Raw genomic sequence first — 21,885 nt, 5'->3', positions numbered from 1 at the left:
TGATTGAAAATAATCGGGATGCTTATGATTGTTTATTTAACAAGGTCTGAATTTTATGATTGAATGTTATTTGCCGGGCCTGCTCCAAACAGAGGGATATCATGCATGAATATGCTGATAATAGGTAAATAACTATTTCTGACGGCTTACCATCTCATTAATCCAGATTGGCGCAAAGGGAGAGGTGCAGCCCTTAGAAACAGGGTAATCGCGGTAAATGCCAAGTTTTTCGCCGATGGCCAAGGCTCTTTCTCTATAAATAGGGTGGTTAATGCCAATCTGGGCCAATGCAGTATTCATAGTCCATTGGATTTCTGGTGCAGCTGAAGGCATTTCTTTTTCAATCCGGTCAAGAATTGCCGTGATGTCTATTCCTTCAGGTGCCCGGGCTATACGTCCGCTGGTTAAGCTCCAGCCTGCACGGGCCAGCATAATATTTCCTGAATTCATCCATTTTTCCCTGAATTGTTCCTTATCAGGGTATTCTTTAACAATGTAATTGTAAAACCAATCGGCTGCCCAGGTAAAATTTTCTGATGCTACCATTTGCTCAATCTGTTCTGCAGACAGTGCTTTTGGTTTAAGGATTAAGATGGCCAGCAGTCGGGCATCAATGTTTTCAGTTTCCCAGAGTTTAAGTGCAAGCTCATGATCGGTTTTGATCTTTTTGGCTATCGCCCTGATTTCGCCCATTTTAACGCCAAAAATGTTTTCTCTGGCGCCGTTCTTAATATGCATGGCGCGGACTTTCTCTTCACCGAGCGATTCTAATTTTGAAAGAGTTTCTGTAAGATTCATGTGTCTTCGTAAATCTGATAGCATAAAGTTAAGATTTTAGGTAGTTAGTATATATCGTCACCCTGAATTTATTTCAGGGTCTATCTTGCGGGAAAGATGCTGACCACGTAGTAGCTACAAGACAATTGAAAATACTACCGCTACTTGTAAAACAAGTTCAGCATGACGATTGAATTAGAAAAGAGGCTTAGAATTACAATAAATACTGTGAGTACCAAAAATGCTAACGCATAAAAAAAGCATCCTTTGATCAGAAGGATGCTTTAAATCTTTAAGAAGAAATTTCTAAAAACTATTTTGCCAAAGTAGCTAAAACAGCATTGTTTTTAGCTAATTGATCGTTTTTAGGTTGTGCTGAGCGGCTTCCTAACTCGATGTTAGTTGCTCTCTTTAAAAATGCTACCTCTTGGTGAGCTGTATTTTTATTTCTTCTGTCTTTTCTTTTTAATCTGGTAACTGCCATGGTAATAACCTTTTAATTATTTTATTTGTACAAATGGAGGTCGAGAGCGGATTCGAACCGCTGTAGAAGGTTTTGCAGACCTCTGCCTAGCCACTCGGCCACTCGACCCTTAAATTCAAGGCTGCAAAAATAGCAATTATTAGTTAGCCCGCAAATAATATCTCAATTTAATTTCGAACTCGCACTAACTCAGCACAAAAGATTGCCGCACTTACTGCCACGTTTAACGATTCAGCCTCCCCAATTCTCGGAATGGTTACCGGTTTATTTATTTTTTTGATCACTTCTGCCGATATTCCCTTTCCTTCATTGCCTAAAATCACCAATCCTTCTGCTCCCCATTGGGTTTTGTAAATCGATTCGCCATCTAACAACGCCCCAAATACAGGGATGGTATTTTTCTCTAGCAAGGCTGGTAGATCCGCTTCATAAATATTTACCCGCGCCAACGAGCCCATTGTGGCCTGTACAGTTTTTGGGTTGAATACTTCTACACAGTCGGCAGAGCAGATGATGTTTTTAAAGCCAAACCAATCTGCCGTTCTGATAATGGTACCCATATTACCAGGATCCTGAACGCCATCTAAAACCAAAGTGAACTGATTTTTTAGCGCTGTTAGTGCTAATTCTCTGTTTTTTGGGATATGAATGAGCGCTAAAAAGCCTTGTGGCGTTTGCAGCGTACTAATCTTATCTAATTCGGCGTTCTTTACTTCAAATAAGTTTATATTTGCAGGCAATTTGGGTAACAAATTGTATTGTTCGCTGTTGTAAAATATAGTATGGATCTGGTAGCTTGATTGAAAAAATTCTTTTATGGATTTTATACCTTCAACAATAAATAAACCATGTTCTTTACGGTATTTTTTTTGATGTAACGACTTTATAAAACTAATCTGTGATTTTGAAAGCATACCAAAACTCAATAAATATTAAACTGAAAAGCACTGCAATATTACTATTTATTATTGTTTTAATTCAGGCCTGCTCATCAACTAAATACATTGCCGACTATCAATCGATAGTGAAAAAGGTAACTATTGATAGCGTTGATGCTAAATTTGAAGAACAGGCTTACAATTATGTTCAGAAAGATATCAGGCCGGCATCTAAGCTGAGTATCAATGTACCTTTGTACAATTTGTTCAATACAAAAGATGGCCGGTATAAAACAAGCGACATTAAACCATTTGGTACACCGCCTGCCATTTTGGATAGTACATTGGTCGAGATTTCCAGAACACAGATACAAAAGTTTTTAAAAAGTAAGGGCTACCGCCAGGCCGAAGTAACTTCTGCCATAAAGATTGCAGATAAAAAGGCCGAAATCGTATTCAGTGCCAAACCTGGTCCTGCTTATTTTATTGAGAAACTTTCCGATTCGATCCCAAATGTAAATATTAGGAATCTTTACGAATCTAATAAGGCTAAAATATCCCATTTACACAAGGGAATGCAGTACGATGAAGACTCTTTAACTTATGAAAGGGAGCAGATTTATCGCATCATGAAAGAAAATGGCTATTTCTATTTCTTAAGGCCTTATGTGAATTTTGATGTATATGGTGCCGAACCCAGTTCTAAGACTAACAAAATAGATTTGAATCTTAATGTAACAGATCCTGCAAATGGTCCGCATAAACAGTTTAATATTGGTTACACACATTTGTTAATTGCGCCAAATCCCGATGGTCTGCCCGATTCGGCAAGATATAAATTAAGCAAAGATACTTTGAACGGGATTATTTATACCGATTTCTCTAAGCGTTACAGACGTAATCCGATCGTTCGTTACGATTTTCTGAAGCAAGGTGACCTTTATGACATCCGGAATGAAAATCTTACCTACGATCGCTTGTATGAGCTCAACGTTTTTAAAAACGTAAAGATCGATTATTTCAGAAGGGACAGTACTTCAAATAAAATCAATGCGATCATTTTGCTTACCCCCCAAAAGGTAATGAGTAACCGCGTGGAGGGCGAGATTCCGTTTAATGGGGGTACCGTTGGCTTTACCCTCGGAAATACCTATACCAATAACAATATTTTTAGAGGAGCAGAACGATTTGAACTTCAGGTAAAAGGTGGTTTGCAATCGCGTATAGGTAATGGTGCCAAGGTTTTTAGTGATATTTATCAGCGCGATTTTTCAATCAGTGCCAGTATTTCGGTGCCAAGATTAATGATCCCTTTCTACAATCCGGTTTTAGGTGGCAACGGAATGCCGCACACTACTTTTGCAACCAGTTACATTTATGCTCTACAAAAAGATGTTTCGGTAAGAAGGATTTTTATCAACTCCATTACTTACGATTGGTTTGAAACTAAATCTAAACTCCACTCTTTTACCCCATTAAATTTCGAGTACCGTTTTGGTAACCTCGATACTTCAAAAGTGGATGCCGTTACCAGGTTTAACAACCTTTATTATTCTTCACTACTCGATCGTAAAGATTTAACACTGGGTATGAAATATACCTACACGCTGAATGCGGATAAGTTAAACCAGTTGAGAACTTTTGTTTATTTAAGGGCAGGGATGGATATTGCAGGCAATATGCTGCAGGGTATATCTAAGCTAACGGGTGCTAAGCATGATCCGGCAAACAACGACCCGGCAAAGATATTAGGCTTGCCTTTTAACCAGTACACCAGGCCAGAGGTGGATATTAGGTGGTATAAACATTTGGGTGGCGAAAGGCAATTTATTGCCCGTTTAAACACCGGATTAGCCTACGCTTATGGTAATTCAATTTTAACGGGTATTCCTTTCGAAAAGCAATTTTTTGCTGGTGGATCTAACGGCTTAAGGGCCTGGCAGGCCAGAACCATTGGCCCGGGTAATTATAATAGACAGGTACTTGCCAGCGATGAAGTACGGAAGGCTGTTTTTGGGCTGGATCAATTGGGTACTTTACGGATAGAAACTAATTTTGAATATCGGTTTACAGTTGCCCGGAAATTTTTCGGGGCTACTTTGAAAGGGGCAGCGTTCGTTGATGCCGGAAATATCTGGAATATCCGCAGAGGGGAATCGATTACACTTGAATACCCTGAGTTGGATGAATTGACCGTGTTTAAGCTTAGTAAATTGGCTAAGCAAATTGCTATTGGTACAGGTGTTGGTTTAAGGTACGACGTTCAGTATTTTGTTTTTAGATTTGACGTGGGATTGAAACTTAAAGATCCTCAGTTTATCGGATCAGACCAGTGGGTAATCAGCAAATTTTTATCCGGAGCCAGAGATTTTAAAAATAGCTATAACTCCACACACGGGCCTGATACTTATCGTTTTATACAGTACAACTTTGGTATTGGTATGCCATTCTAATTAATCGAAAAGGCTTAGTGTTTTAGGTTTTGTATCGGGATCTTTAAAAGAAAATTCTTTAAAGGGTTGCCATCTTTTATCTATGTGTTTGTAAACAGAAAAGGATGAAACCGGGAATTCGCGTTTAAATTTCCGGTCTTTAAATTCAGCAGAAATCTGTTTGAAAATGGGTGGTTTTACATCTCTAAACGCCAAAGTTAAATGTGGATTGAATTTTTCTTTTTTCGCTATCAATTTTAAAGGTTGTAATTCTCTGGCAATCTGTTTTTCCAGGCGCATTAATCCCTCATTTTGTTCAACATCGAGATAAAAGGTATGCTCCGGAAATGAATTGAAGTTTCGGAGTACCTGTGTAAATGGCCCAACGAAAGAAGCATCTTCTAAAGCTTTAAAAAACTTTTTTTCTGCATCATAAGTCGAAAGCTTTACCGGTGGGTATAAGGTGATGTGTGCGGGCCGTTTTAATGATTCATGCACATTAAATTTCTCTGAAATGTATGTTCTAATCTCGTCTATGTCTTCTGCAACAGAAACAGGAGGCACTAAACACACTAAAAATAGATTTTCCATTAAGCGAATTTACTAAAAATTTTAGTAAAAAAAAGATGTTTGTGCAAATTGTTAATTTCCTACTGTGGTAAACAATTTTTCTTTTACTGGAAGGCAATTGCAGAAGCTATTGGTTCTCTGTAGTCCCGCTCCCGCTTCTGCCGATTGAAATAATCGGCATCTCGCTTCGATCGGGCTTAGGGGGCTACAACAGTACTGCTATCGGTGGTAAAATAAACCCGACCGACAGCGTTATCCCGATTTAAAGTGATTTTTTTATCGTTATAATTTTATCGGGATTAAGCAAAGGGCGGGACTGGTATAACCGAAGTACCACAGGCCTTGCTTTTCTAAAAAGAGAATTTGCATTAGACCTTTATACGCTATACGATAAAGTTAATCGTTAAAAACGATTTGTTATTTTCACACTCGTTAGAAACGAGCGTGAGCATGAGTGGGCGTGAAGCTTGTTCTGCCTCGCAATAACGATTTTAGTTAGGAAAATCAGACGAGGTTCTTTAATCCATCGAATATGCTTTCGAAAAAGGTAGAAAGGTTTAAGCCATTGCTGTGGTTAAAATACACAAATACCAGAAAAACAATGACTACAAATATGATCAGTTTGCGGAAGGCAAAAGCAATAATTACCAGTATAATAGGAATGATGAAAAGCCATAAACTATTTATGGCATACGGACTTAGATCGGTATCTTTTTTATACACATACACCAGTTTGCTGTGGGTGCCAGAGTCGTTTTGATGTTTGATGTAAACAAAGGTAGATTTATCGATTGGTAAAGGCAGCACGGCTATGCCATCGTTAAATTTTAATACCTGTGTAAAACCACTTACACTAAAGGTGTAGATTCCGTTTATATTTTCGTTTGGGTTGTTTAACGAATCGGCCGCTATTATGGCCAGTTTATTGTTTTTAAGCAAATTTTCTTTTACCAGAAAATTATTGATTGCTGCGGTTTGTGCATGGCTGAAAAACCCGGTTAAACACAGCGAAAGCAAGAGTAAGATTCGTTTCATTCGATAGAACGTTTATTGTAAATTAAATAACCGATATGCAATAATACACCATTTCTTTTAACAGCATCATTATATAAATTATAACTTAGGCTAACCGGCCCCAGAGGGGAGTGATAAACCAGGCCAGCGGTACCCGCATAGCGTAATTTTGTAATAGGCTTCGCGTAATTTATATCCTGGAAATTATTCAGCTCAAACTCTTTATGGGGTAAAAATAAATAACCTTCTAATCTAAAATCGAGATTTTTTTTAACATTATAAATGTTTTTTATTCCGCCAGCGGCATAGGTGGTTGCCCTAAACTTATCCAGAAAGAGCGAGCGGCTATCTTGCAGGGGATAGAAGGCCGGAGCAGTTAACAGTGTTGCATAATAGTTGCTAAATAAAGGTTGATTAGAGAAAACGCCTTCCACAATATAACCCAAAGTATATTTTTTAAGGTGTAAAAAGTAATTTTCCTGGGTAAGTTTTATACTTCCCCACTGGCGCAAATGACTGCTGCCAGGAATTTTTACAAAACCTGGGGTGTTGCGGAAAATATTGCCGGGATTATAGTTTTCGCGGCCTGTGGTGTAATTGAAACTTAGCGAAAAGCTCTGACCTCTGCTGGCATACTGTTTCCGGTTTAACGAATTTTTTTCGAGATTTAAGGATCCCCTAAATCCATTAAAAATAGTTTGATCGAGCAGATCGCCTACCGCAAAGGTATTGTTTGGGCTATAGCGATCATTATTATTTATAAATGTAGAATGAAGAACAATTTTGGTATTGTAATTTAAAGGCATTCCCATCATAAGGTCAATCTTACGGTCAGATTGTTCGATGTAAATGGGGCGTGGGTTTTCGATAAATATCTGGCTGGTATTATAAAAATTCCAGTGATTATAGGTTAACTCCGCAGCCAGAAACAAGGGTAATCTGGTTGGATAATCTACCCGGCCATTAACCTGTACCGATTCGTAAAAGCGGCCAGAGTAAAAGCTGGTTCCAAAAGTATACGATTTTCGGTTGAGGTAATTGTACTGGGCACCTAAAAAAACATTGCTGATGGGCCTTGTAGATATATTGCCGCCTAATTCGAGTTTGAAGCTCTTTTTCGGCTGTGCCACCACCTCAAAAGTATAACTGTCTGTTGCAGCCTGATATGAAATTTTAGGAAATACAGTTTCGAAAGTTTGGTCGGCTACCAGTTTATAATACCCACGTTTAATATCTTGCAGGTTAAAAGTAAGTTTATCGCTTTTGAAAAGCCTTTCTACATATTTTTTCTGCTGACTGTTTACACCTGTTACGATGATGTTGCTAAACTTTAGATCTGGCTTTTTCGCATTAAATTTTTCCCTTCTTTCTGCCAGTTCTTCATCGCTCACTCTTTTGCTGATCAAGGCTTTAATCCTTGGCATATCGGCTATTGTTGCATCATAGCCTTTTTTAATCAACTCTTCTACGGGGGCAAAATTAGTTACACTATATGTAGCCAGATTGGGCTGGATGTATACGCCGTTTTTTCCGATCATGGTAGAATCCGATTTGGATAGAAACATGTATACCAAAAAGCGGTTCATTAAACGATCGTCTATGTTTTTAGGGTATTCGTTATAGGTTTTTGAAGAAACATTGGCACCGATCACAAAATCAGGTTTAAAGTCTCTTTCCATTACATCGGCAGGGAAATTGTTGTAAAGGCCTCCATCAAAAACATATTTTCCATCTAGTTTAATGGGCCGGTAGATAATCGGAACAGTCATGGTTGCCCTTACTGCTTCTGCTAAACTTCCTTTACTTACTGTTATACTTTTTTGCGAAAGTACATCTGCAACCATACAACGATAAGGAACAAAAAGATTATCGAAATTGTCTTTAGAAACGGCAGAGGCCTGGGCAAAAAGCTCAAGAAAGGCAAAATTTAATGGGATATCGTTAATCAGGTTAGAACGGAAGCTAAAATGAAAACCCGTATCAATAGCCACTTTTGCGGTAAGCATAGAGGCATTGGGTGCATTTTTCTGAAAGAAAAAGGTGTAGTCGCTGGTGTACCGCCCATTTACCCAGTTTTGGAAGTCGTTGCTTAGTGCAATTTTTTCTATCTCCGCAGGGCTATAACCTGCAGCATACATGGCGCCAACTATACCCCCCATCGATGTGCCGGTAATGTAATCGATAGGGATGTGGTTTTCTTCCAAAGCCTTTAATGTACCAATGTGCGCTAATCCTTTTGCACCGCCACCGCTAAACACAAGACCTACCTTTTGCGCCTGCAATTGGTTACAGCACAGAACGAACAGTATCAGCAAAAATCTTTTAAAAGCTACCACTCCCTAAAAATAGGGTTTTCTTTTAAAATTAGTTCAATATGAAAATGTTGTATGTTAAAAATGATGCAAAACTTACCCAAAGGATGTAGGGGATAAATATTAAACCCGCCCATTTGTTTATTTTATAGAACATGGAGGCATTGATAACAATGATGATCAACAGTAAAATAATTTCGGCCAGGGCAAAACCTATCTCGTGCAGATAAAAGAAAATAAACGACCAGCCCAAATTTAAAATTAACTGGATTAAATAAATGGCAACTGTTCTCGGGAAATGAACAATTTTATCTCGCCTAATCCACACCAGATAAGCCGCAATACCAATAAGTATATATAATGTGGTCCAAACTGGGCGGAAAAGCCAATCTGGCGGATTAAAGGATGGTTTGTTTAACGTTGGGTACCACGTTTTAACCGATTGAGCGGTTGCCCAGCCTCCTAAAGCACCAACACCCAGTGTGATGGCTATATTAACAATAAAAGCTAAAGGTTTAAATTTCATGCGCTAAATTTGAGTTTAAACAACGGTAAATCCTAAATGTTTTATTACCTGCCAATGCCCGGCACTATTGGGAGGCTTTCGGTATCGTCATTTCCGATGCTTTGTACCGCAAATAAATAATTGTCTTTACTGTAAGGTAATCTCAGTTCGGTGGCAGAAGTGAAAAATTTCTTTTCCCAAACGGCGCTGCTGGTTTCGCGCATTAAAACATAATAACCCTTTACTACGCTATTAACAGGTGCTTTCCAGTATAAAAAGGTAGAATTGCTCAGGTTTTTTACATCCACTTTTACTTCGGTAGGGCTAGACGGGGCTTTAGCCAGATTGGCCAAAACCGCAATATTTACACCTGTATTTTTACGTAAATATTCGAAATCCATAAATTCCTGAAGGTCGCCATACCTAACGCCTTTCTCCGTTCTAAGGTCTTGGTGCTGGTGATCGAAGTTTTCGTTCATTTCAGTTATGCGCACCGCTGTAAATCCATTTTCTACGAATGGGGTATGATCTCCGCCACGGAGAAATCTATCGTTCCTGTAAATTAATTTAACTTCTAACTGATCTACATAACGCTCGCCTATTTCTTTAACATATCGTGCCAACTGACGGCTTTTACCATCGTTCTCTAGACCAAACTGACGGATGCTCTTTGCGTTTTTATCCAGATCAAAGCTGGGTAAACCCTCGCTAAATACACGGAGTCTGGTATTGTCGATAATTTGTGTTTCGCTGCTGTTGTTGCTGCCAATCATATCATTGTTTAACATGGCATCTACATTCCAGTTTTCCTTTTTTGCTTTTGCAGCCATAAAACCAGAGCCTAATAAAGATTGTTCTTCACCGCTTACAGCTACAAAAATTATGGTGGCAGAAAATTTATATTGACTCATAATTCTTGCAGCCTCAATTACACCTGCAACACCACTACCATCATCATTGGCGCCGGGTGCATCACTGGTTCTGTTCATTACATCGGTAACACGGCTATCAAGGTGCCCGCTCACCACATAAACACGTTTGTCGTTTGCGTCAGTGCCTTTTAGTACAGCTACAGCATTGCCCAAAAGTGTAGGCTGATCTACTCTTTTGCCATCGGGTTTAAATGTAATGGTATCCAGGTATGCAGTAAGCCTGCCGTCACTTTGCCTGGCAAACTGATTAAACTTATTTACGACCCAATTTCTGGCAGCTCCAATTCCTTTCGTTTTACTTTTAATATCACTAAGTGTATTTCTTGTTCCGAAAGAAACCATTTTACTGATATATGATTTTAGCGAATCCTGGTTTACAGCCTTAACCATTTTATCAATATCCTGATTTCGGTTAACCACAACCTGTGCCTGTAGAGATAAACTTATGGTAAAAAGAAGTAGGAGTGTGTAGATTTTTTTCATCTGTTGGTTTTTTCAGAAATCATGATTTTATTTAAAACGAATATATTGAATGATTCCTTGAATATCGGCGGCTTAGGCCCAATCTCTTGTAACATTTTGGGCATAAAAAAACCCTTTGAAATTAATCAAAGGGCCTCAAATTTAATTTTAATATTACCTTGCCACAGTTAATGCAAGTTCTTGTGTGCGATTCCAGTTGCCAAAAGCTTTTTTAGCTGAAGCTTTGGCTGTATTTAATTCAACATCTCCGGCAATGGTTAAAAATGTTTTTTCTGGAGAAAGCTGGCTATAAAAGTTTTTAACATCGGCCAGGGTTAATGCATTAATCGAATTTTCATTTACCGTTTGGTCATAATCGTAATCCTGTAGTTTTAAACTGGCAATTAATTTAGCTTTAGCTGTATTAAAAGTATGCTGATCAATAGTTGCATGTTGAATCAGTTGGGCCATTACTCCCAGATCTTTTTCAAGATCGGTACTGGTGGTCGCCAGTTTGCCGCTATTGTCGTTGAAACTAATATTCGGGTTTTTACCTGCATTTTCGTTTAATATCGCATTTAATAATTCAACCACGCCATCTTTTTTATGGCCGAAAGCTTTGTTATCCAGTGTAAAACTTGAGTATGCTTTTGGCGACCTGTCATTTTCAGATATGATGATGTTCATGCCATTTTTGAGTTTATAGCCAACAGGTTCTTTAAAAGATTGTGCTTTAGCGGTGTAAATGCATAGCAAGCTTAATGCTGCAATGATGATTTTTTTGACTTTGTTCATTTTGTTCTTTATTTTTTATGGATGATGTTTTAATTGGGTATACGTTTTTAAGCTAATTTGGCATTATCTAGGTGTGGAGTGGGTTAAAATCCTAGACGAACGGGCGTATATACGTGATGAAGACTTAAATAGTTTTTACAAATATATATTTTATTCATTTTGTTCATTATTTATTTGTGAAAATATTCTCCAGCTATGCTAAGTTTTAATTGCAATGAAAACATGTTAGTAATGAACTGTTTAATAGTGGATGATCCATGTAATCGCCGGATGTAAAGTGAGCCACCTTTTGCAGATTAATCCAGCTTAAAAATTGATTGCTGAATGTATGGCTCGTACAGAAAATACTTTCAACCATTTAGGTAATGGTTTATGCCCCAAACTGAGCACCATAGCTGCAAGCTCTTGCAGATGATTTAACTGCCGATCAGTGTAGCGTAACGGGCAATGTCATTAAGTTAAGCCATTCGACACCAGCGAAAATTATTTAACCACAGATAGGAAGGATGCACACAGATATGAAAATCCGTGTTTATCTGTGGTTAAAAAACGCTTAACTTAATGACATTGGGGTAGCGGGTGAAGCCGATTACCATGATCTGCGAAAGGTTAAAAAAGAAGCACAGGTATTTTTAGAACAATAACCTGTACTTTTTCTTTGCTAAAAAGTTTTTAATTTATCGATGTTAAAAAAATCATTAGGAAGCGTACAGGTGATCGGATGCCGATTTTAAACTGATATCTTTAATAAAGTCTTTTATTTCCCTGATGGTTTCTTCTGGTTCGCTGATGTGCGGAAAATGTCCTGTGGCTTTCATTACAACCAAAAAATTCTCTGGTGTATTTTTATGGATAAATTCGCCGGCTGATAAAGGAGCCATAATATCGTTCGAACTTTGCAGAGTAAGGCTTGGTACTTCTAGGTTTTTTAATTTGTCTCTATAATCGGCCTTAAAAGTAGCCATTGCAAAGGCCAGGGCCACGCTTGGGTCGGTAGCCTCAAAACATTCCTGTAAAAAATCAGCTAATTCGGGTTTTAAAGGATTATTCATCACTATTGGTGCCAATTGCTTGCTCCAGGCTACATAATCATCTGCTATGTGCTCAAATATGGTTTCAATATCTCCAACATTAAATCCGCCGATATAATCACGGTCATTTAAATATCTCGGTGAAGGGCCAATAAAAACTAATTTTTTAAATGCTTCTGGCATCTGTAATGCGGCAATCATGCCAATCATGCTGCTTACCGAGTGACCAACAAAAATAATATTCTTCAAATCAAGCGCTTCTATAATATCGATTACATCACAGGCATATCCTTCGAGTGTAGCATATTTTCGTTGGTCGTATTGGCTTAGGTCTGAATCACCCGATCCAACATAATCAAATAGGATTACTTTATAGTCATTGAGAAAAGCATCTGTAACAAATTTCCAAGAACTCTGTGCACAGCCGAAACCGTGGGCAAATACAATTACCTGGCTACCTTCGCCAAGGATTTTAACGTTATTTCTGATGAGTATAGGATGCAAAATGTTTGGTTTTAATTCTATATTAAGTTAAGTAATGTTATGTGTTTTTTGTTAAAAAAATAAATAATGAACGAAATGCATTACTGATTCCAATATTTTATGTTTTGCACTTAATTGTTATCTTGCGTTATATCTATACTAAAACGATTAAGTTGTATGAGAAACAGTATTTCTATATTATTTATAATATGCTTTTCGGCATTTTGTGCGCAGAGCCAGGTAAACCTAAAAGCCTTTAAAACCAATGGTGCAACAGTTTCTTCCAATCAAAAAGAACTTGTACTTACCTGGCCAGCTGGCAAAGGAACCTTAGGTAAAATGATTTTAGACCTTGATCGTACCAAACCATTGTTTAAAAGTTTGCTGTTAGGTAAGCAAGGCGCCTTAAAAGAAGTTGCTGCTCATCTCGATCCTGCATTTGTACTAAGAATAGGTAAACGCACCTTAAGTCCAAACAGTGGGGGCTGGGATGTTTTTTTTGACCGGGTTCCAACAAGGCCATATACCACAAATGTTGTGAAGTTCGAAAAAGGAACAGCCAGTGTTTCTACTAAGGGTTCACAAACTGTGGTGCGAATAAATGGGCTTCAATGCGAAACCTTTAGCGGTGCTTTAGAAATAACACTTTATAATGGAAGCCCTTTGTTTAATGTGGCTGCAGTGATATCAACCCCAAAAGATTCTACGGCTATTTTATACGATGCCGGATTAACGAGCAAAAAAGACGCCTGGGCCAATATTGCCTGGAGTGATGTGAAAGGTAATCTTCAGAATGAGAAAGCGGTTAAAACAGATGCGAGTAAAAATCTTGAGGTAAAATACCGTACCGTTATCGGCGAAAATAATGGCGGAAGTTTGGCCGTTTTTCCTGCTCCGCATCAATATTTCTATCCATTGGATGAAGCTTTTAACCTTAAGTTTACCTGGAAAGGCAGCAACTATTTAGATCTGATTCCCGATTTTGGTATCGGCATCCGTCAGGATCCATTAGGCGATAAACGTTATGTGCCCTGGTTTAATGCACCGCCAAATACCCAACAGCGCCTTAATTTTTTCTGTTTATTGAGCACGGGGAAGGCGGGGGCAGCGTTGGATGAAGTTAAAAAGTTTACGCATAATGATACTTATGTGCCTTTGGCAGGTTATAAAACAATGGCTAGCCATTTCCACAATGAGTTTATTTCGGACGTAGTGCTGAGCGGAAAAGCCGTTCCGGAAAAGCCCGAATTTGTTGAGGTGTTGAAAAAGGCGGGTTTAAATATTGTTAAGCTTGCCGAATTTCACGGACCAGGACATCCAAAGGGACCAGATTCTGTTCGTTTAAAAGAATTAGATGCGTTGTTTAAACAGACTAAAAGATTATCTGATCCAAATTTTTTATTGTTACCAGGAGAAGAAGCCAATAATTTTTATGGTGGACATTGGCTGGCATTTTTTCCTAAACCAATTTATTGGATTATGTCGAGAAAAAGCGATCTCCCTTTCGAAACCAACGACCCGAAATATGGTAAAGTTTACCGCATTAATGATAAAGCAGAAATGCTTAAACTATTGGAACAAGAACATGGCTTGGCCTGGACTGCCCATGCCCGAACAAAGGCTTCGACGGGTTACCCAGACAAATATAAAGAAGAGGACTTTTTTAAATCGGAGACTTTTATGGGGGCTGCATGGAAAGCTATTCCAGGAGATCTTTCGTTGCCAACCTTAAGTAAAAGGGTATTGAACCTGATGGATGATATGGCCAACTGGGGTTTGAAAAAACACATTATTTCGGAGGCTGATATCTTTACCATTACTGAGCAAAATGAAATGTATGCACACTTAAACGTGAATTATTTACAATTGGATAAGGTGCCAAATTATGCCGATGGCTGGCAGCCTGTTTTAGATGTAATGCGAAAAGGAAAGTTTTTTGTATCGACAGGTGAGGTACTGATCCCGAGCTTTAATGTTAATGGAAAAGGCGCAGGAGAGACTTTGAAGATTGATCATAGTGGAAAAGCAAAGATAAATATGAACCTCAACTGGACATTTCCCTTAAGCTTTGTCGAAATTGTATCGGGTGATGGAACGAAGGTTTACCGAAACCGCATTAATTTGAATACTACACAGGCTTTTGGTAAAAAGGATTTTAGTTGGCCAGTAAATTTAAAAGGCCGACATTGGGTAAGGGTAGAGGCATGGGATATTGCTACTAATGGTGCTTTTACACAAATGGTTTGGCTGGAGTAACGGTTTCCCATTACTCGCCGTGTGTCATCCTGAGCAGAGTCGAAGGACCTTTGATGCAAATGCAATTTGTAAAAAAATCTCTATTATCGTCCTCTTTTGTAACGAGGATGAACGGGAAAGGCGATTTTATCGCCATTGTTTTTTTCTTTGTGCATTACAAATGCACATCTCGCTAATCCTCGTTACAAACGAGGACTATTTGGCTATACCTGAGATCGTCATTTCGAGCGGACCCGATAGCTATCGGGTGCAACGCATTCGAGAAATCTACATTTAACAGATCTCTCTATCATCGTCCTCGTTCAAACGAGGACGATATCAACATTATACCGCATCAATCCTAAACCTTCTAATGGCGAGGTAGAAAAAGGTAATGGAATATAAACCAGCCAACAATCCCGCGCATACAGCAGATGGGGTAATTCCGAAATCGTGATTTTTAGGGAAAGAGAAGTGTAGTGCGAGCATCAATGCAAATACCACCAAAATGCTGTACAAGCCATTTAAACCTGCTTTTTTCAATATAAAAGGATAACCTGTGATTTTTTCGTCTACCTTGTAATTTATAGCACCCGAATGCTGCAGTTCTTTTATTTTCTTTAAAATATCGAGTGTAATCATAAACGGTAACAATAACGACATCGGCAATAAAAACCTGGCCAGATTTTGCTCACCACTAAATAAATGCACCGAGTTTTGCGCTTTAAAAGCAAAATATGGCACTACTGTATTCAATACCGTGTTTGGGATAAGGTGTATCAGCAGGTTTTTGCGCACAAACTTTCGCCAGTTCGACACTCTGGCCTGCTCATCGTATTCCACTTTATCAGACATTGGCCAATTCGTTTAAATTTTCCTTAATCAGTTCCATTACCCTGTCTTTGATCTGCCAGGCTTCAAATTCCCGAAGAAATGATTCGTTTGACATAAAAGAGAAATCCAGCTGTCCGTTAAAAGTGCTGCATACTAAAGTGTTAGCATTTTTCCACGGGAAAGCGACTGTAGGACTATAAATCGTTTCAATAGAAAAATTCTGATAATCCTTCGGGATGTTTAAAAGCCCCATGTTGCTGAGGGTCACATCGTGCGTGCCCTTTGTTGTTTTCAAAAAGCCAATCATTTTATTTACCGATGAATGGAAATACTCACTCATGTTTAACAGGTCATGAACTTTCATTTCTGCTACTTTTGCTTCCAGATCGGTTTTTAAGCTTCGGGTTTTTGTCCAGAAATCATTTTCGCCTTGCACTAGTTTTAACTCTACAATGGGGGCAAAGGCAAACATGGTGTCTTGTTTTATGGCCTCTACAAATCGCCTGATATCAACCGGACAGATCACTTTGCCATGGGCTTTAGTGCCTTGCACATGTTTAAAAGCTTCCATAAAGACCACACAGATGGCGGCATGCACCGTTGTGTTTTCTTCCTTACACTTTATTAATAGGTTTTTAGTGTCTTCTGCACTGATTTTCCAATGAACGGCGTAATTGCTCCTATCTATGTTATTGTTTGAAGTAGATTTAAAAAAGAAAAACAAACGGCCAAGCGCTGCAAAAATTTTCCCTTTAAAATGGCCCGCCTTACTAATTATAAAATCTTCTGGTAACAGGTCGCGAACAGAAAGAAATGAAGGATATGGAGCCAGATCTTGTTCAGGATCATCAATCAAAGTCATCAGCTCCCGCATTAAATTTAAAATGGTAGTTCCGTCGCAAATACAGTGTGGAAGCACGAGCAAAAGGTCTGATTCGGTTTCGCCTTTTAGCCAAACTAACCTGGCTAACGGCTCGTTTGGGGCATCAAAAAGTTTATACCACTCTATTTTTGATTGTTTTAACCAATCCTCGTCTGTTAAGCGATCAGCAATTCTAACGGGTATTTTTCTAATGTTTTCGTTCCGTACGAAATATGGTGTTTTGCCTGTAGCATCGATATTCATTTGCAGTAGTGGATGTTTCTGCTGGATTTTAAACAGTGCCTTGTGCAAATTTTTTTCACTGATTTTACCCGAAATCTTAGCACCAAAAACACAATTTAATGGTGTTTTGGCATCTACATGCATTATTCTTTCTCCTAAAATTAATCTTCTTTTCATGCGGTCGCAGTTAAAATCTCGATTGGTTTTTCAACCTGTTCTTTAAGGATAGCTATTACTTTTTCTTTAATGGCTTCTGCTTCTACAAAAGGAACATAACCTTCGCTAGCCACAAAGGTGAAATCCATTTGATTGCGGTAAGTTGAGGCAATCATGGTGGTCGTGTTGCCTAATGGCCCCATTACCGAAGGGCTGAATATGGTTTCTACTTCGAAGTTTCGATATTGATAACCGATGTCTATTTTGCCCAGGTTGGAAAACATACAATCGTTACTCGATTTTCCATATTTTAAGAAATTGGTGAAGTTGTTTAACGCAGGGTGACAAGCTTCCATCATCATCATCAAGCTGTAAGGATTTAGTTTGGCCGATTTATCGTTCACATTTTTTTGTAGGACCTTCACATTATCAATAAAGTCTTTTTCTGGCACAAGGGAAAGTACAATCATTAATCCGAAGGCAAAAATGTGGTCTTTTTTAATAATCGGGTTAAAGTTCCTGATATCTACCGGGAGCGATATTTTGTTAAATGCTTTTTCTTTTCTCACCGCTTTAAAAGCCGTTAAAACTGCGGCACTCAACAAAGTATTTACGGTGAACTGATTGGTTTTGCAAAACTGGATGAGTTGTGTAGTGAAATCCTGATCGAATTTCCAGCGGATCATAAAATCATTTTTTCGCTCTACAGCTATTTTTTTGATCGGGATGATCCAAAGCGCTAATGTGGCAATTTTGCCGATCAGTCCGTTTTTGGTTCGGTTGCGGTAACTGTTTAATACTTTTTTCGGAATCACATCCTTTACACCCATAATTGGAATTTCTTTGCCAATATCGGTATCAGGGTCATCCAAAAGCTGAAGCAATTCTGTTAAAATAGAAAGTGCCGAAGTACCATCGCAAAGACAATGATGATATACCATCAAAAATTCGGATACTTCTTTACCTTTAACCCATGTAATGCGGCAAAGCGGAGCAATGAAGGCATCAAAAACGGTTTTCCACTCGTAAGTAGATTCCTGCTCCCAATGCCCATCGTTTAACCTGTCTACAATGCGAATGGGGATTCTAAAATTTTCGGTAAGATTGGTTACAAACCAAGGCCTTTTATCTTCGTCAAAACGTATTGCGGCGGTTAACCAGGGATGTTTTTTTTGGATTTTGAATAAGGCAAACCTTAAATCGTCTTCCTTGATTTCTCCCCTGATTTTGAAAGGTATTACAATGTTAAACGGGCTTTTTCCATCCCCGTATAACATCCTTTCGCCAAATAACAGTTTTCTTTTCATTTTTTAGTATTATAAAGGTTTCGTCATCCTGATCCGATAGCTATCGGATTTATTTCAGGATCTTAATAGCAGGAAAGATGCTGAAACGAGTTCAGCATGACGACCGTCCTTAGCGACCGTATTGTTAAAGTTGACAACTCACCATTAAGCCGTTTCCACAGCTTGGGCTGTTTTTGCAAAATCTTCCAACAATTGCACCGCCTTATCGTTACCGCCAGCTTCGATAAATGTTTCTTTTATTTTTTGTGCCGCCTCACGGTATTTAGGGTTTTCTAAAAGCTCGAAAACGGTATCTCTTAAATCGCTGATGCGCAACCTTTTGTAACGGATGCTTACTCCACAACCCGCTTGCTCAATTAGTTTAGCAGTATGAAAATGATCATAGGCGATGGGCGTGATCAACATCGGTAAACCATTGGTGAAAGTATCGTTTACGGTATTAAAACCTCCGTGGCAGATTACCGCGTCCATGTGTGGCATCAGCTCTGATTGCGGAACAAAACCGTTTACGATAAAATTATCAGGCCATTTTTCAAAAATATCAGGATTGGTGGCTGCAACAATGGTTACAGGCTGGTTTTCGAAAGCAGTAATCAGTTTTTGGAAAAATTCTTTACGGATGTCAACCAATAAAGTACCCAACGAAACAAAAACTTTAGGGGCGGTGGCTTGACTTAAACGTTCCCAATCAAAAGGGGCTAAATTTGGCCTGCCTTTTACCGGCCCAACAAAATGCATATGCGGTGGCTTTTCTTCAAAACCTGCAAAAGCCTGTGAAGTGAAAACCATATTCAACTCATGCGAATGGATGTGGATATCATCGCTATAAATGCCTACTTCTCTTTGTAAACCTTTAATTAAGTTTTGTTGCCATTCGAATATTTTGGGTGCACTGTTAGCCGTATCGCCCATTACATCTGGTGGTACTGGGGTAGTGGTAACAGATGGTATGCCTTTTAAATGTGCACTTAATGCACCAGCAAAGGTAATGCAGTCATTAATAATTACATCAGGTTTCCAGACGTCAACAAAGTTATTCAGCCCTTTCATCATCATTTTAGCAAAAGGAACATAGGTTTCTTCGAGGGCCAGTTTCATCACCTCCGGACCAGAACACGCAGGGCCATCATCCTGACGTTTTAAAATGCGTTGTATTTCATCAGCATATTCAGCCAGATCTTCTTCAGGGTAAATAAATTCGCCACCTTCAGGTAAATGCACCTGTGCAAGTGGGGTAATACCCAGCCATTTTACTTCATGGCCGCGGGCCAATAAACTTGCGCCAATACTTAAAGTTGGACTGATGTGGCCAAAAAAAGGCGGGACAACGAAAAGGAATTTTGACATAATGTATAGTTTAACTGATGAATACGTTTGAGGTTTTGTTGCTTAACGCTTCCAATAAATCGGCGGCACTTTCTGTCCCACCAGCTTCGATAAAGGATTGTTTAATTTGCTCTGCAGCGATTTTATAACTTTCGTTCTGCAGCACTTTGTTTACTGCTTCTTTAAGGTGATTAGCTTTAAAACGGTTAAAGTTTAAACGCTCTCCGGCGCCTACCCTGAAAACACGTCCGGCAACATGGCTTTGATCGTATGCTATTGGAATAACCACCATGGGCAGGCCATTCATCAAGGTTTCGCAAACGGTATTGTGGCCGCCATGGCAAACCACAGCATCAAGGTGAGGCAAAAGTTCTAATTGCGGTACCTGGCGCTGCACCGTAAAATTAGCTGGCCATTCCTCAAATAAAGCAGGGTCAGAAACGACAACTACATGTAAGTCTTCATTAGCGAAAGCCTCAATTACCTTGGCAAAAAAGGCTTTTTTATGCTCATGATCGAAGGTGGTACCAATGCTGACCAGTATTTTTGGTTTGCTGGTATGAAATGCTTCCCAGCGGAAAGGAATTGTAGTTTTGCGGCGGTTAAAAACAGGACCTACAAATTTAAAATGCTCGGGTAAATCCATCTCCCCAAAAAAATCTCTGGAGGTAAATACCAAAGTGGCAAGATCAGAGCAGGCAATAGAATCTGTGGTATTTATACCGAATTCTTTTTGCAGGGCTACAATCTGATTTACTTCCCACTCATGCACTTTGGGCAGCTCATCCATTACTTTTATGGCTGCAGGCGCGGTAACCGAGGTTACATAAGGATAATTTTTATTGCTTGCGGCAATTGCTCCGGCAAACATTTGATGATCAGTTATCACGATATCGGGCTTGAACTGATCCAGTATATCGGCAATACCATCATAACTGTGCCTGTTAAGCGGAATCAATACTTCCTCGTACAGAAATTTGATGCTATCGATGCCGTAAACAATCTTTTTGGTGATGATATCGAGGTATTTTTCTGAATCTTTTTTCTGTTGATCGTTTTGGTCGTAACTGATCAACAACAACTCGCCTCCAGCAGGAAGTTTATCCCCTAATGATTCATCTAAAGTAATCCATCCTACACGGTGGCCTCTTTCAAGCAAGGCAGTACCCATACTCAGTGTAGGGTTAATATGGCCAGTTAGCGGAGGAACAACAAATACAAATTTTGCCATGTGTGTTTAATTTTATATTTCCTGAAAGAAGTTTAACAATGCTTCGGCGATTACCAATGGTTGTTGTATCGGGATATTATGATCTCCCGGCACAGCAATTAACGAGGCATTTTTAATCATTCCGTCTAAATGTTTACCTGCGTTAAGGCAATTGGAATCAGTGCCATACAGCAATAGGGTAGACTGTTTTATGGTTTCGATTGCAGGGCTGCCAAAAAAGTCCTTTTCCAGCTCCATGTCGGTTTTAATCGAAGTTTGATAAAAAAGGTACTCGTACATGCGGTGGTTGCGTTCCATCTGCCTTTTACCCATTTTTACTTTTGTGGTATCAGTAAAATTTTCAACGTAGTGTTCTAAAAATTCACGGCTGTACTCATCAATAATTCCCCTTGTTTTATCGTCATTCGGATCTGGTGCTTCAATTATTGCCAGTTTGTTAATGCTTTCTGGAAAGCGGATGGCCATTTTTAAGGCAATCAATCCACCGAAACTATAACCACCTAAATGCACTTTTTGAAGGTTTAAAACCTCCATTAATGCAAACAGATCGTTTGTCATGCTCTCCAGGTCATATCCCTCCAAAGCCTTTTCGCTCATGCCATGACTTTTTAAGTCGTACAGTACCACATGATATTTTGTGGCCAATAGTGGCGCGATATTAAAATAATAAACAGATAGGTTACTGAACATCCCGTGAACGAGGACGATGGTTTCAGCAGCTTCTTTATTGAGCTCCTGAATGTGAACCGATTTGCCGTTTACTGTTATGATTGGCATTCTTCGATGTAAGAGATGATCATGCCTAAGTTTAAGTTGATCAGCTGATCTAGATCCATTGATGATAACCAGCCCGTAAAATCGATCTGTTCGCCAAAATGAGCTTTGATTTTTTCGGAAAAAGATACAATTTCGATGCTGTCCATTTCCAGATCTTTGGTGAAAGAACTTTCAGGGGTGATATCCATTTCTTCAACAAATTCTTCGCCGATTACTTCGGTGATAAATTGTTTCATGAG

The 21,885-nt window shown here is 39.0% G+C and carries 19 protein-coding genes and 1 tRNA gene; 2 read left to right on the top strand and 18 right to left on the bottom strand.

The annotated features are described in order from the left end of the window. Nucleotides 1-132 precede the first annotated feature (132 nt). From ASU31_RS17510 to ASU31_RS17495, 4 genes are all read right to left on the bottom strand, one after another. A complete protein-coding gene (locus ASU31_RS17510) occupies nucleotides 133-798 on the bottom strand; it encodes a DNA alkylation repair protein (RefSeq protein ID WP_057933573.1) in 666 nt (221 codons plus the stop codon). A 292-nt stretch (nucleotides 799-1,090) separates the two neighbouring features. Beyond that, a complete protein-coding gene (locus ASU31_RS17505; protein ID WP_057933572.1) occupies nucleotides 1,091-1,261 on the bottom strand; it encodes a hypothetical protein in 171 nt (56 codons plus the stop codon). A 34-nt stretch (nucleotides 1,262-1,295) separates the two neighbouring features. Next, a tRNA-Cys gene (locus ASU31_RS17500) sits at nucleotides 1,296-1,369 on the bottom strand. Nucleotides 1,370-1,428: 59 nt separating this feature from the next. Beyond that, nucleotides 1,429-2,175 (bottom strand): TrmH family RNA methyltransferase, encoded by a 747-nt coding sequence (locus ASU31_RS17495; RefSeq protein ID WP_057933571.1) that lies wholly within the window; start codon nucleotides 2,173-2,175, stop codon nucleotides 1,429-1,431. Here ASU31_RS17495 and tamL point away from each other — a divergent pair. Further along, the gene (gene tamL / locus ASU31_RS17490; protein ID WP_057933570.1) at nucleotides 2,166-4,592 is read left to right on the top strand and encodes a translocation and assembly module lipoprotein TamL; all 2,427 of its coding nucleotides are present in this window, start codon (nucleotides 2,166-2,168) and stop codon (nucleotides 4,590-4,592) included. The genes ASU31_RS17495 and tamL overlap by 10 nt on opposite strands. Here the strand turns inward: tamL and ASU31_RS17485 are convergent, their stop codons facing one another. The 7 genes from ASU31_RS17485 to ASU31_RS17455 all read right to left on the bottom strand — a co-directional run bounded on the left by ASU31_RS17485 (nucleotide 4,593) and on the right by ASU31_RS17455 (nucleotide 12,696). After that, nucleotides 4,593-5,162 carry a 2'-5' RNA ligase family protein gene (locus ASU31_RS17485; RefSeq protein ID WP_057933569.1) on the bottom strand — a complete coding sequence of 190 codons (570 nt, stop codon included), beginning with the start codon at nucleotides 5,160-5,162 and terminating at the stop codon, nucleotides 4,593-4,595. It lies immediately after the preceding gene. Between the two features lie 483 nt (nucleotides 5,163-5,645). Then, the gene (locus ASU31_RS17480) at nucleotides 5,646-6,176 is read right to left on the bottom strand and encodes a hypothetical protein (RefSeq protein WP_057933568.1); all 531 of its coding nucleotides are present in this window, start codon (nucleotides 6,174-6,176) and stop codon (nucleotides 5,646-5,648) included. Then, nucleotides 6,173-8,470, bottom strand: coding sequence for a patatin-like phospholipase family protein (locus ASU31_RS17475; RefSeq protein WP_245224559.1), 2,298 nt, complete (start codon nucleotides 8,468-8,470; stop codon nucleotides 6,173-6,175). Before ASU31_RS17475 ends, ASU31_RS17480 begins: the two co-directional genes overlap by 4 nt. A 49-nt stretch (nucleotides 8,471-8,519) precedes the next feature. After that, the gene (locus ASU31_RS17470) at nucleotides 8,520-8,993 is read right to left on the bottom strand and encodes a TspO/MBR family protein (protein ID WP_057933567.1); all 474 of its coding nucleotides are present in this window, start codon (nucleotides 8,991-8,993) and stop codon (nucleotides 8,520-8,522) included. 44 nt (nucleotides 8,994-9,037) lie between these two features. Further along, on the bottom strand, nucleotides 9,038-10,387 hold the full coding sequence (locus tag ASU31_RS17465) for a M28 family metallopeptidase (protein WP_057933566.1): 1,350 nt from the start codon (nucleotides 10,385-10,387) through the stop codon (nucleotides 9,038-9,040). A gap of 153 nt (nucleotides 10,388-10,540) precedes the next feature. Next, the gene (locus tag ASU31_RS17460) at nucleotides 10,541-11,161 is read right to left on the bottom strand and encodes a peptidase M16 family protein (protein WP_057933565.1); all 621 of its coding nucleotides are present in this window, start codon (nucleotides 11,159-11,161) and stop codon (nucleotides 10,541-10,543) included. Nucleotides 11,162-11,859: 698 nt separating this feature from the next. Then, nucleotides 11,860-12,696: an alpha/beta fold hydrolase gene (locus tag ASU31_RS17455; RefSeq protein WP_057933564.1), complete on the bottom strand. Its 837-nt coding sequence runs from the start codon at nucleotides 12,694-12,696 to the stop codon at nucleotides 11,860-11,862. Nucleotides 12,697-12,852: 156 nt separating this feature from the next. Between ASU31_RS17455 and ASU31_RS17450 the strand changes: the two genes are divergently transcribed. Beyond that, nucleotides 12,853-14,931 (top strand): CehA/McbA family metallohydrolase domain-containing protein, encoded by a 2,079-nt coding sequence (locus tag ASU31_RS17450; RefSeq protein WP_057933563.1) that lies wholly within the window; start codon nucleotides 12,853-12,855, stop codon nucleotides 14,929-14,931. Nucleotides 14,932-15,255: 324 nt separating this feature from the next. On the opposite strand, the gene ASU31_RS17445 is transcribed toward ASU31_RS17450, so the two are convergent. The 7 genes from ASU31_RS17445 to ASU31_RS17415 form a co-directional block, all read right to left on the bottom strand. Beyond that, nucleotides 15,256-15,765: a hypothetical protein gene (locus ASU31_RS17445; protein WP_057933562.1), complete on the bottom strand. Its 510-nt coding sequence runs from the start codon at nucleotides 15,763-15,765 to the stop codon at nucleotides 15,256-15,258. Then, the gene (locus ASU31_RS17440) at nucleotides 15,758-17,026 is read right to left on the bottom strand and encodes a hypothetical protein (protein WP_057933561.1); all 1,269 of its coding nucleotides are present in this window, start codon (nucleotides 17,024-17,026) and stop codon (nucleotides 15,758-15,760) included. The genes ASU31_RS17445 and ASU31_RS17440 overlap by 8 nt, the downstream gene beginning before the upstream one ends. Beyond that, nucleotides 17,023-18,312 carry a condensation domain-containing protein gene (locus ASU31_RS17435; RefSeq protein ID WP_057933560.1) on the bottom strand — a complete coding sequence of 430 codons (1,290 nt, stop codon included), beginning with the start codon at nucleotides 18,310-18,312 and terminating at the stop codon, nucleotides 17,023-17,025. Before ASU31_RS17435 ends, ASU31_RS17440 begins: the two co-directional genes overlap by 4 nt. A 144-nt stretch (nucleotides 18,313-18,456) precedes the next feature. After that, nucleotides 18,457-19,659, bottom strand: a complete 1,203-nt coding sequence (locus ASU31_RS17430) for a glycosyltransferase (protein ID WP_057933559.1) — start codon at nucleotides 19,657-19,659, stop codon at nucleotides 18,457-18,459. A 10-nt stretch (nucleotides 19,660-19,669) separates the two neighbouring features. Beyond that, nucleotides 19,670-20,869: a glycosyltransferase gene (locus ASU31_RS17425; RefSeq protein ID WP_057933558.1), complete on the bottom strand. Its 1,200-nt coding sequence runs from the start codon at nucleotides 20,867-20,869 to the stop codon at nucleotides 19,670-19,672. 12 nt (nucleotides 20,870-20,881) lie between these two features. After that, the gene (locus ASU31_RS17420) at nucleotides 20,882-21,646 is read right to left on the bottom strand and encodes an alpha/beta fold hydrolase (protein ID WP_057933557.1); all 765 of its coding nucleotides are present in this window, start codon (nucleotides 21,644-21,646) and stop codon (nucleotides 20,882-20,884) included. Beyond that, nucleotides 21,634-21,882, bottom strand: coding sequence for a phosphopantetheine-binding protein (locus ASU31_RS17415; protein WP_225876570.1), 249 nt, complete (start codon nucleotides 21,880-21,882; stop codon nucleotides 21,634-21,636). Before ASU31_RS17415 ends, ASU31_RS17420 begins: the two co-directional genes overlap by 13 nt. Nucleotides 21,883-21,885 lie beyond the last annotated feature (3 nt).

The sequence above is a fragment of the Pedobacter ginsenosidimutans genome (assembly GCF_001442625.1).
Taxonomy (GTDB): Bacteria; Bacteroidota; Bacteroidia; order Sphingobacteriales; family Sphingobacteriaceae; genus Pedobacter; species Pedobacter ginsenosidimutans.
Note: the sequence above shows the minus strand (reverse complement) of the source record. Positions and strands in the feature narration are given on the sequence as shown.

What these genes read in the sequence shown, in the direction of transcription:
- ASU31_RS17420 (WP_057933557.1), bottom strand. Translation starts at nt 21,646, where the DNA reads ATGCCAATCATAACAGTAAACGGCAAATCGGTTCACATTCAGGAGCTC.
- ASU31_RS17460 (WP_057933565.1), bottom strand. Translation starts at nt 11,161, where the DNA reads ATGAACAAAGTCAAAAAAATCATCATTGCAGCATTAAGCTTGCTATGC.
- ASU31_RS17480 (WP_057933568.1), bottom strand. Translation starts at nt 6,176, where the DNA reads ATGAAACGAATCTTACTCTTGCTTTCGCTGTGTTTAACCGGGTTTTTC.
- ASU31_RS17485 (WP_057933569.1), bottom strand. Translation starts at nt 5,162, where the DNA reads ATGGAAAATCTATTTTTAGTGTGTTTAGTGCCTCCTGTTTCTGTTGCA.
- ASU31_RS17415 (WP_225876570.1), bottom strand. Translation starts at nt 21,882, where the DNA reads ATGAAACAATTTATCACCGAAGTAATCGGCGAAGAATTTGTTGAAGAA.
- ASU31_RS17495 (WP_057933571.1), bottom strand. Translation starts at nt 2,175, where the DNA reads ATGCTTTCAAAATCACAGATTAGTTTTATAAAGTCGTTACATCAAAAA.
- ASU31_RS17470 (WP_057933567.1), bottom strand. Translation starts at nt 8,993, where the DNA reads ATGAAATTTAAACCTTTAGCTTTTATTGTTAATATAGCCATCACACTG.
- ASU31_RS17440 (WP_057933561.1), bottom strand. Translation starts at nt 17,026, where the DNA reads ATGAAAAGAAGATTAATTTTAGGAGAAAGAATAATGCATGTAGATGCC.
- ASU31_RS17445 (WP_057933562.1), bottom strand. Translation starts at nt 15,765, where the DNA reads ATGTCTGATAAAGTGGAATACGATGAGCAGGCCAGAGTGTCGAACTGG.
- ASU31_RS17425 (WP_057933558.1), bottom strand. Translation starts at nt 20,869, where the DNA reads ATGGCAAAATTTGTATTTGTTGTTCCTCCGCTAACTGGCCATATTAAC.
- ASU31_RS17510 (WP_057933573.1), bottom strand. Translation starts at nt 798, where the DNA reads ATGAATCTTACAGAAACTCTTTCAAAATTAGAATCGCTCGGTGAAGAG.
- ASU31_RS17465 (WP_057933566.1), bottom strand. Translation starts at nt 10,387, where the DNA reads ATGAAAAAAATCTACACACTCCTACTTCTTTTTACCATAAGTTTATCT.
- ASU31_RS17430 (WP_057933559.1), bottom strand. Translation starts at nt 19,659, where the DNA reads ATGTCAAAATTCCTTTTCGTTGTCCCGCCTTTTTTTGGCCACATCAGT.
- ASU31_RS17435 (WP_057933560.1), bottom strand. Translation starts at nt 18,312, where the DNA reads ATGAAAAGAAAACTGTTATTTGGCGAAAGGATGTTATACGGGGATGGA.
- ASU31_RS17450 (WP_057933563.1), top strand. Translation starts at nt 12,853, where the DNA reads ATGAGAAACAGTATTTCTATATTATTTATAATATGCTTTTCGGCATTT.
- ASU31_RS17505 (WP_057933572.1), bottom strand. Translation starts at nt 1,261, where the DNA reads ATGGCAGTTACCAGATTAAAAAGAAAAGACAGAAGAAATAAAAATACA.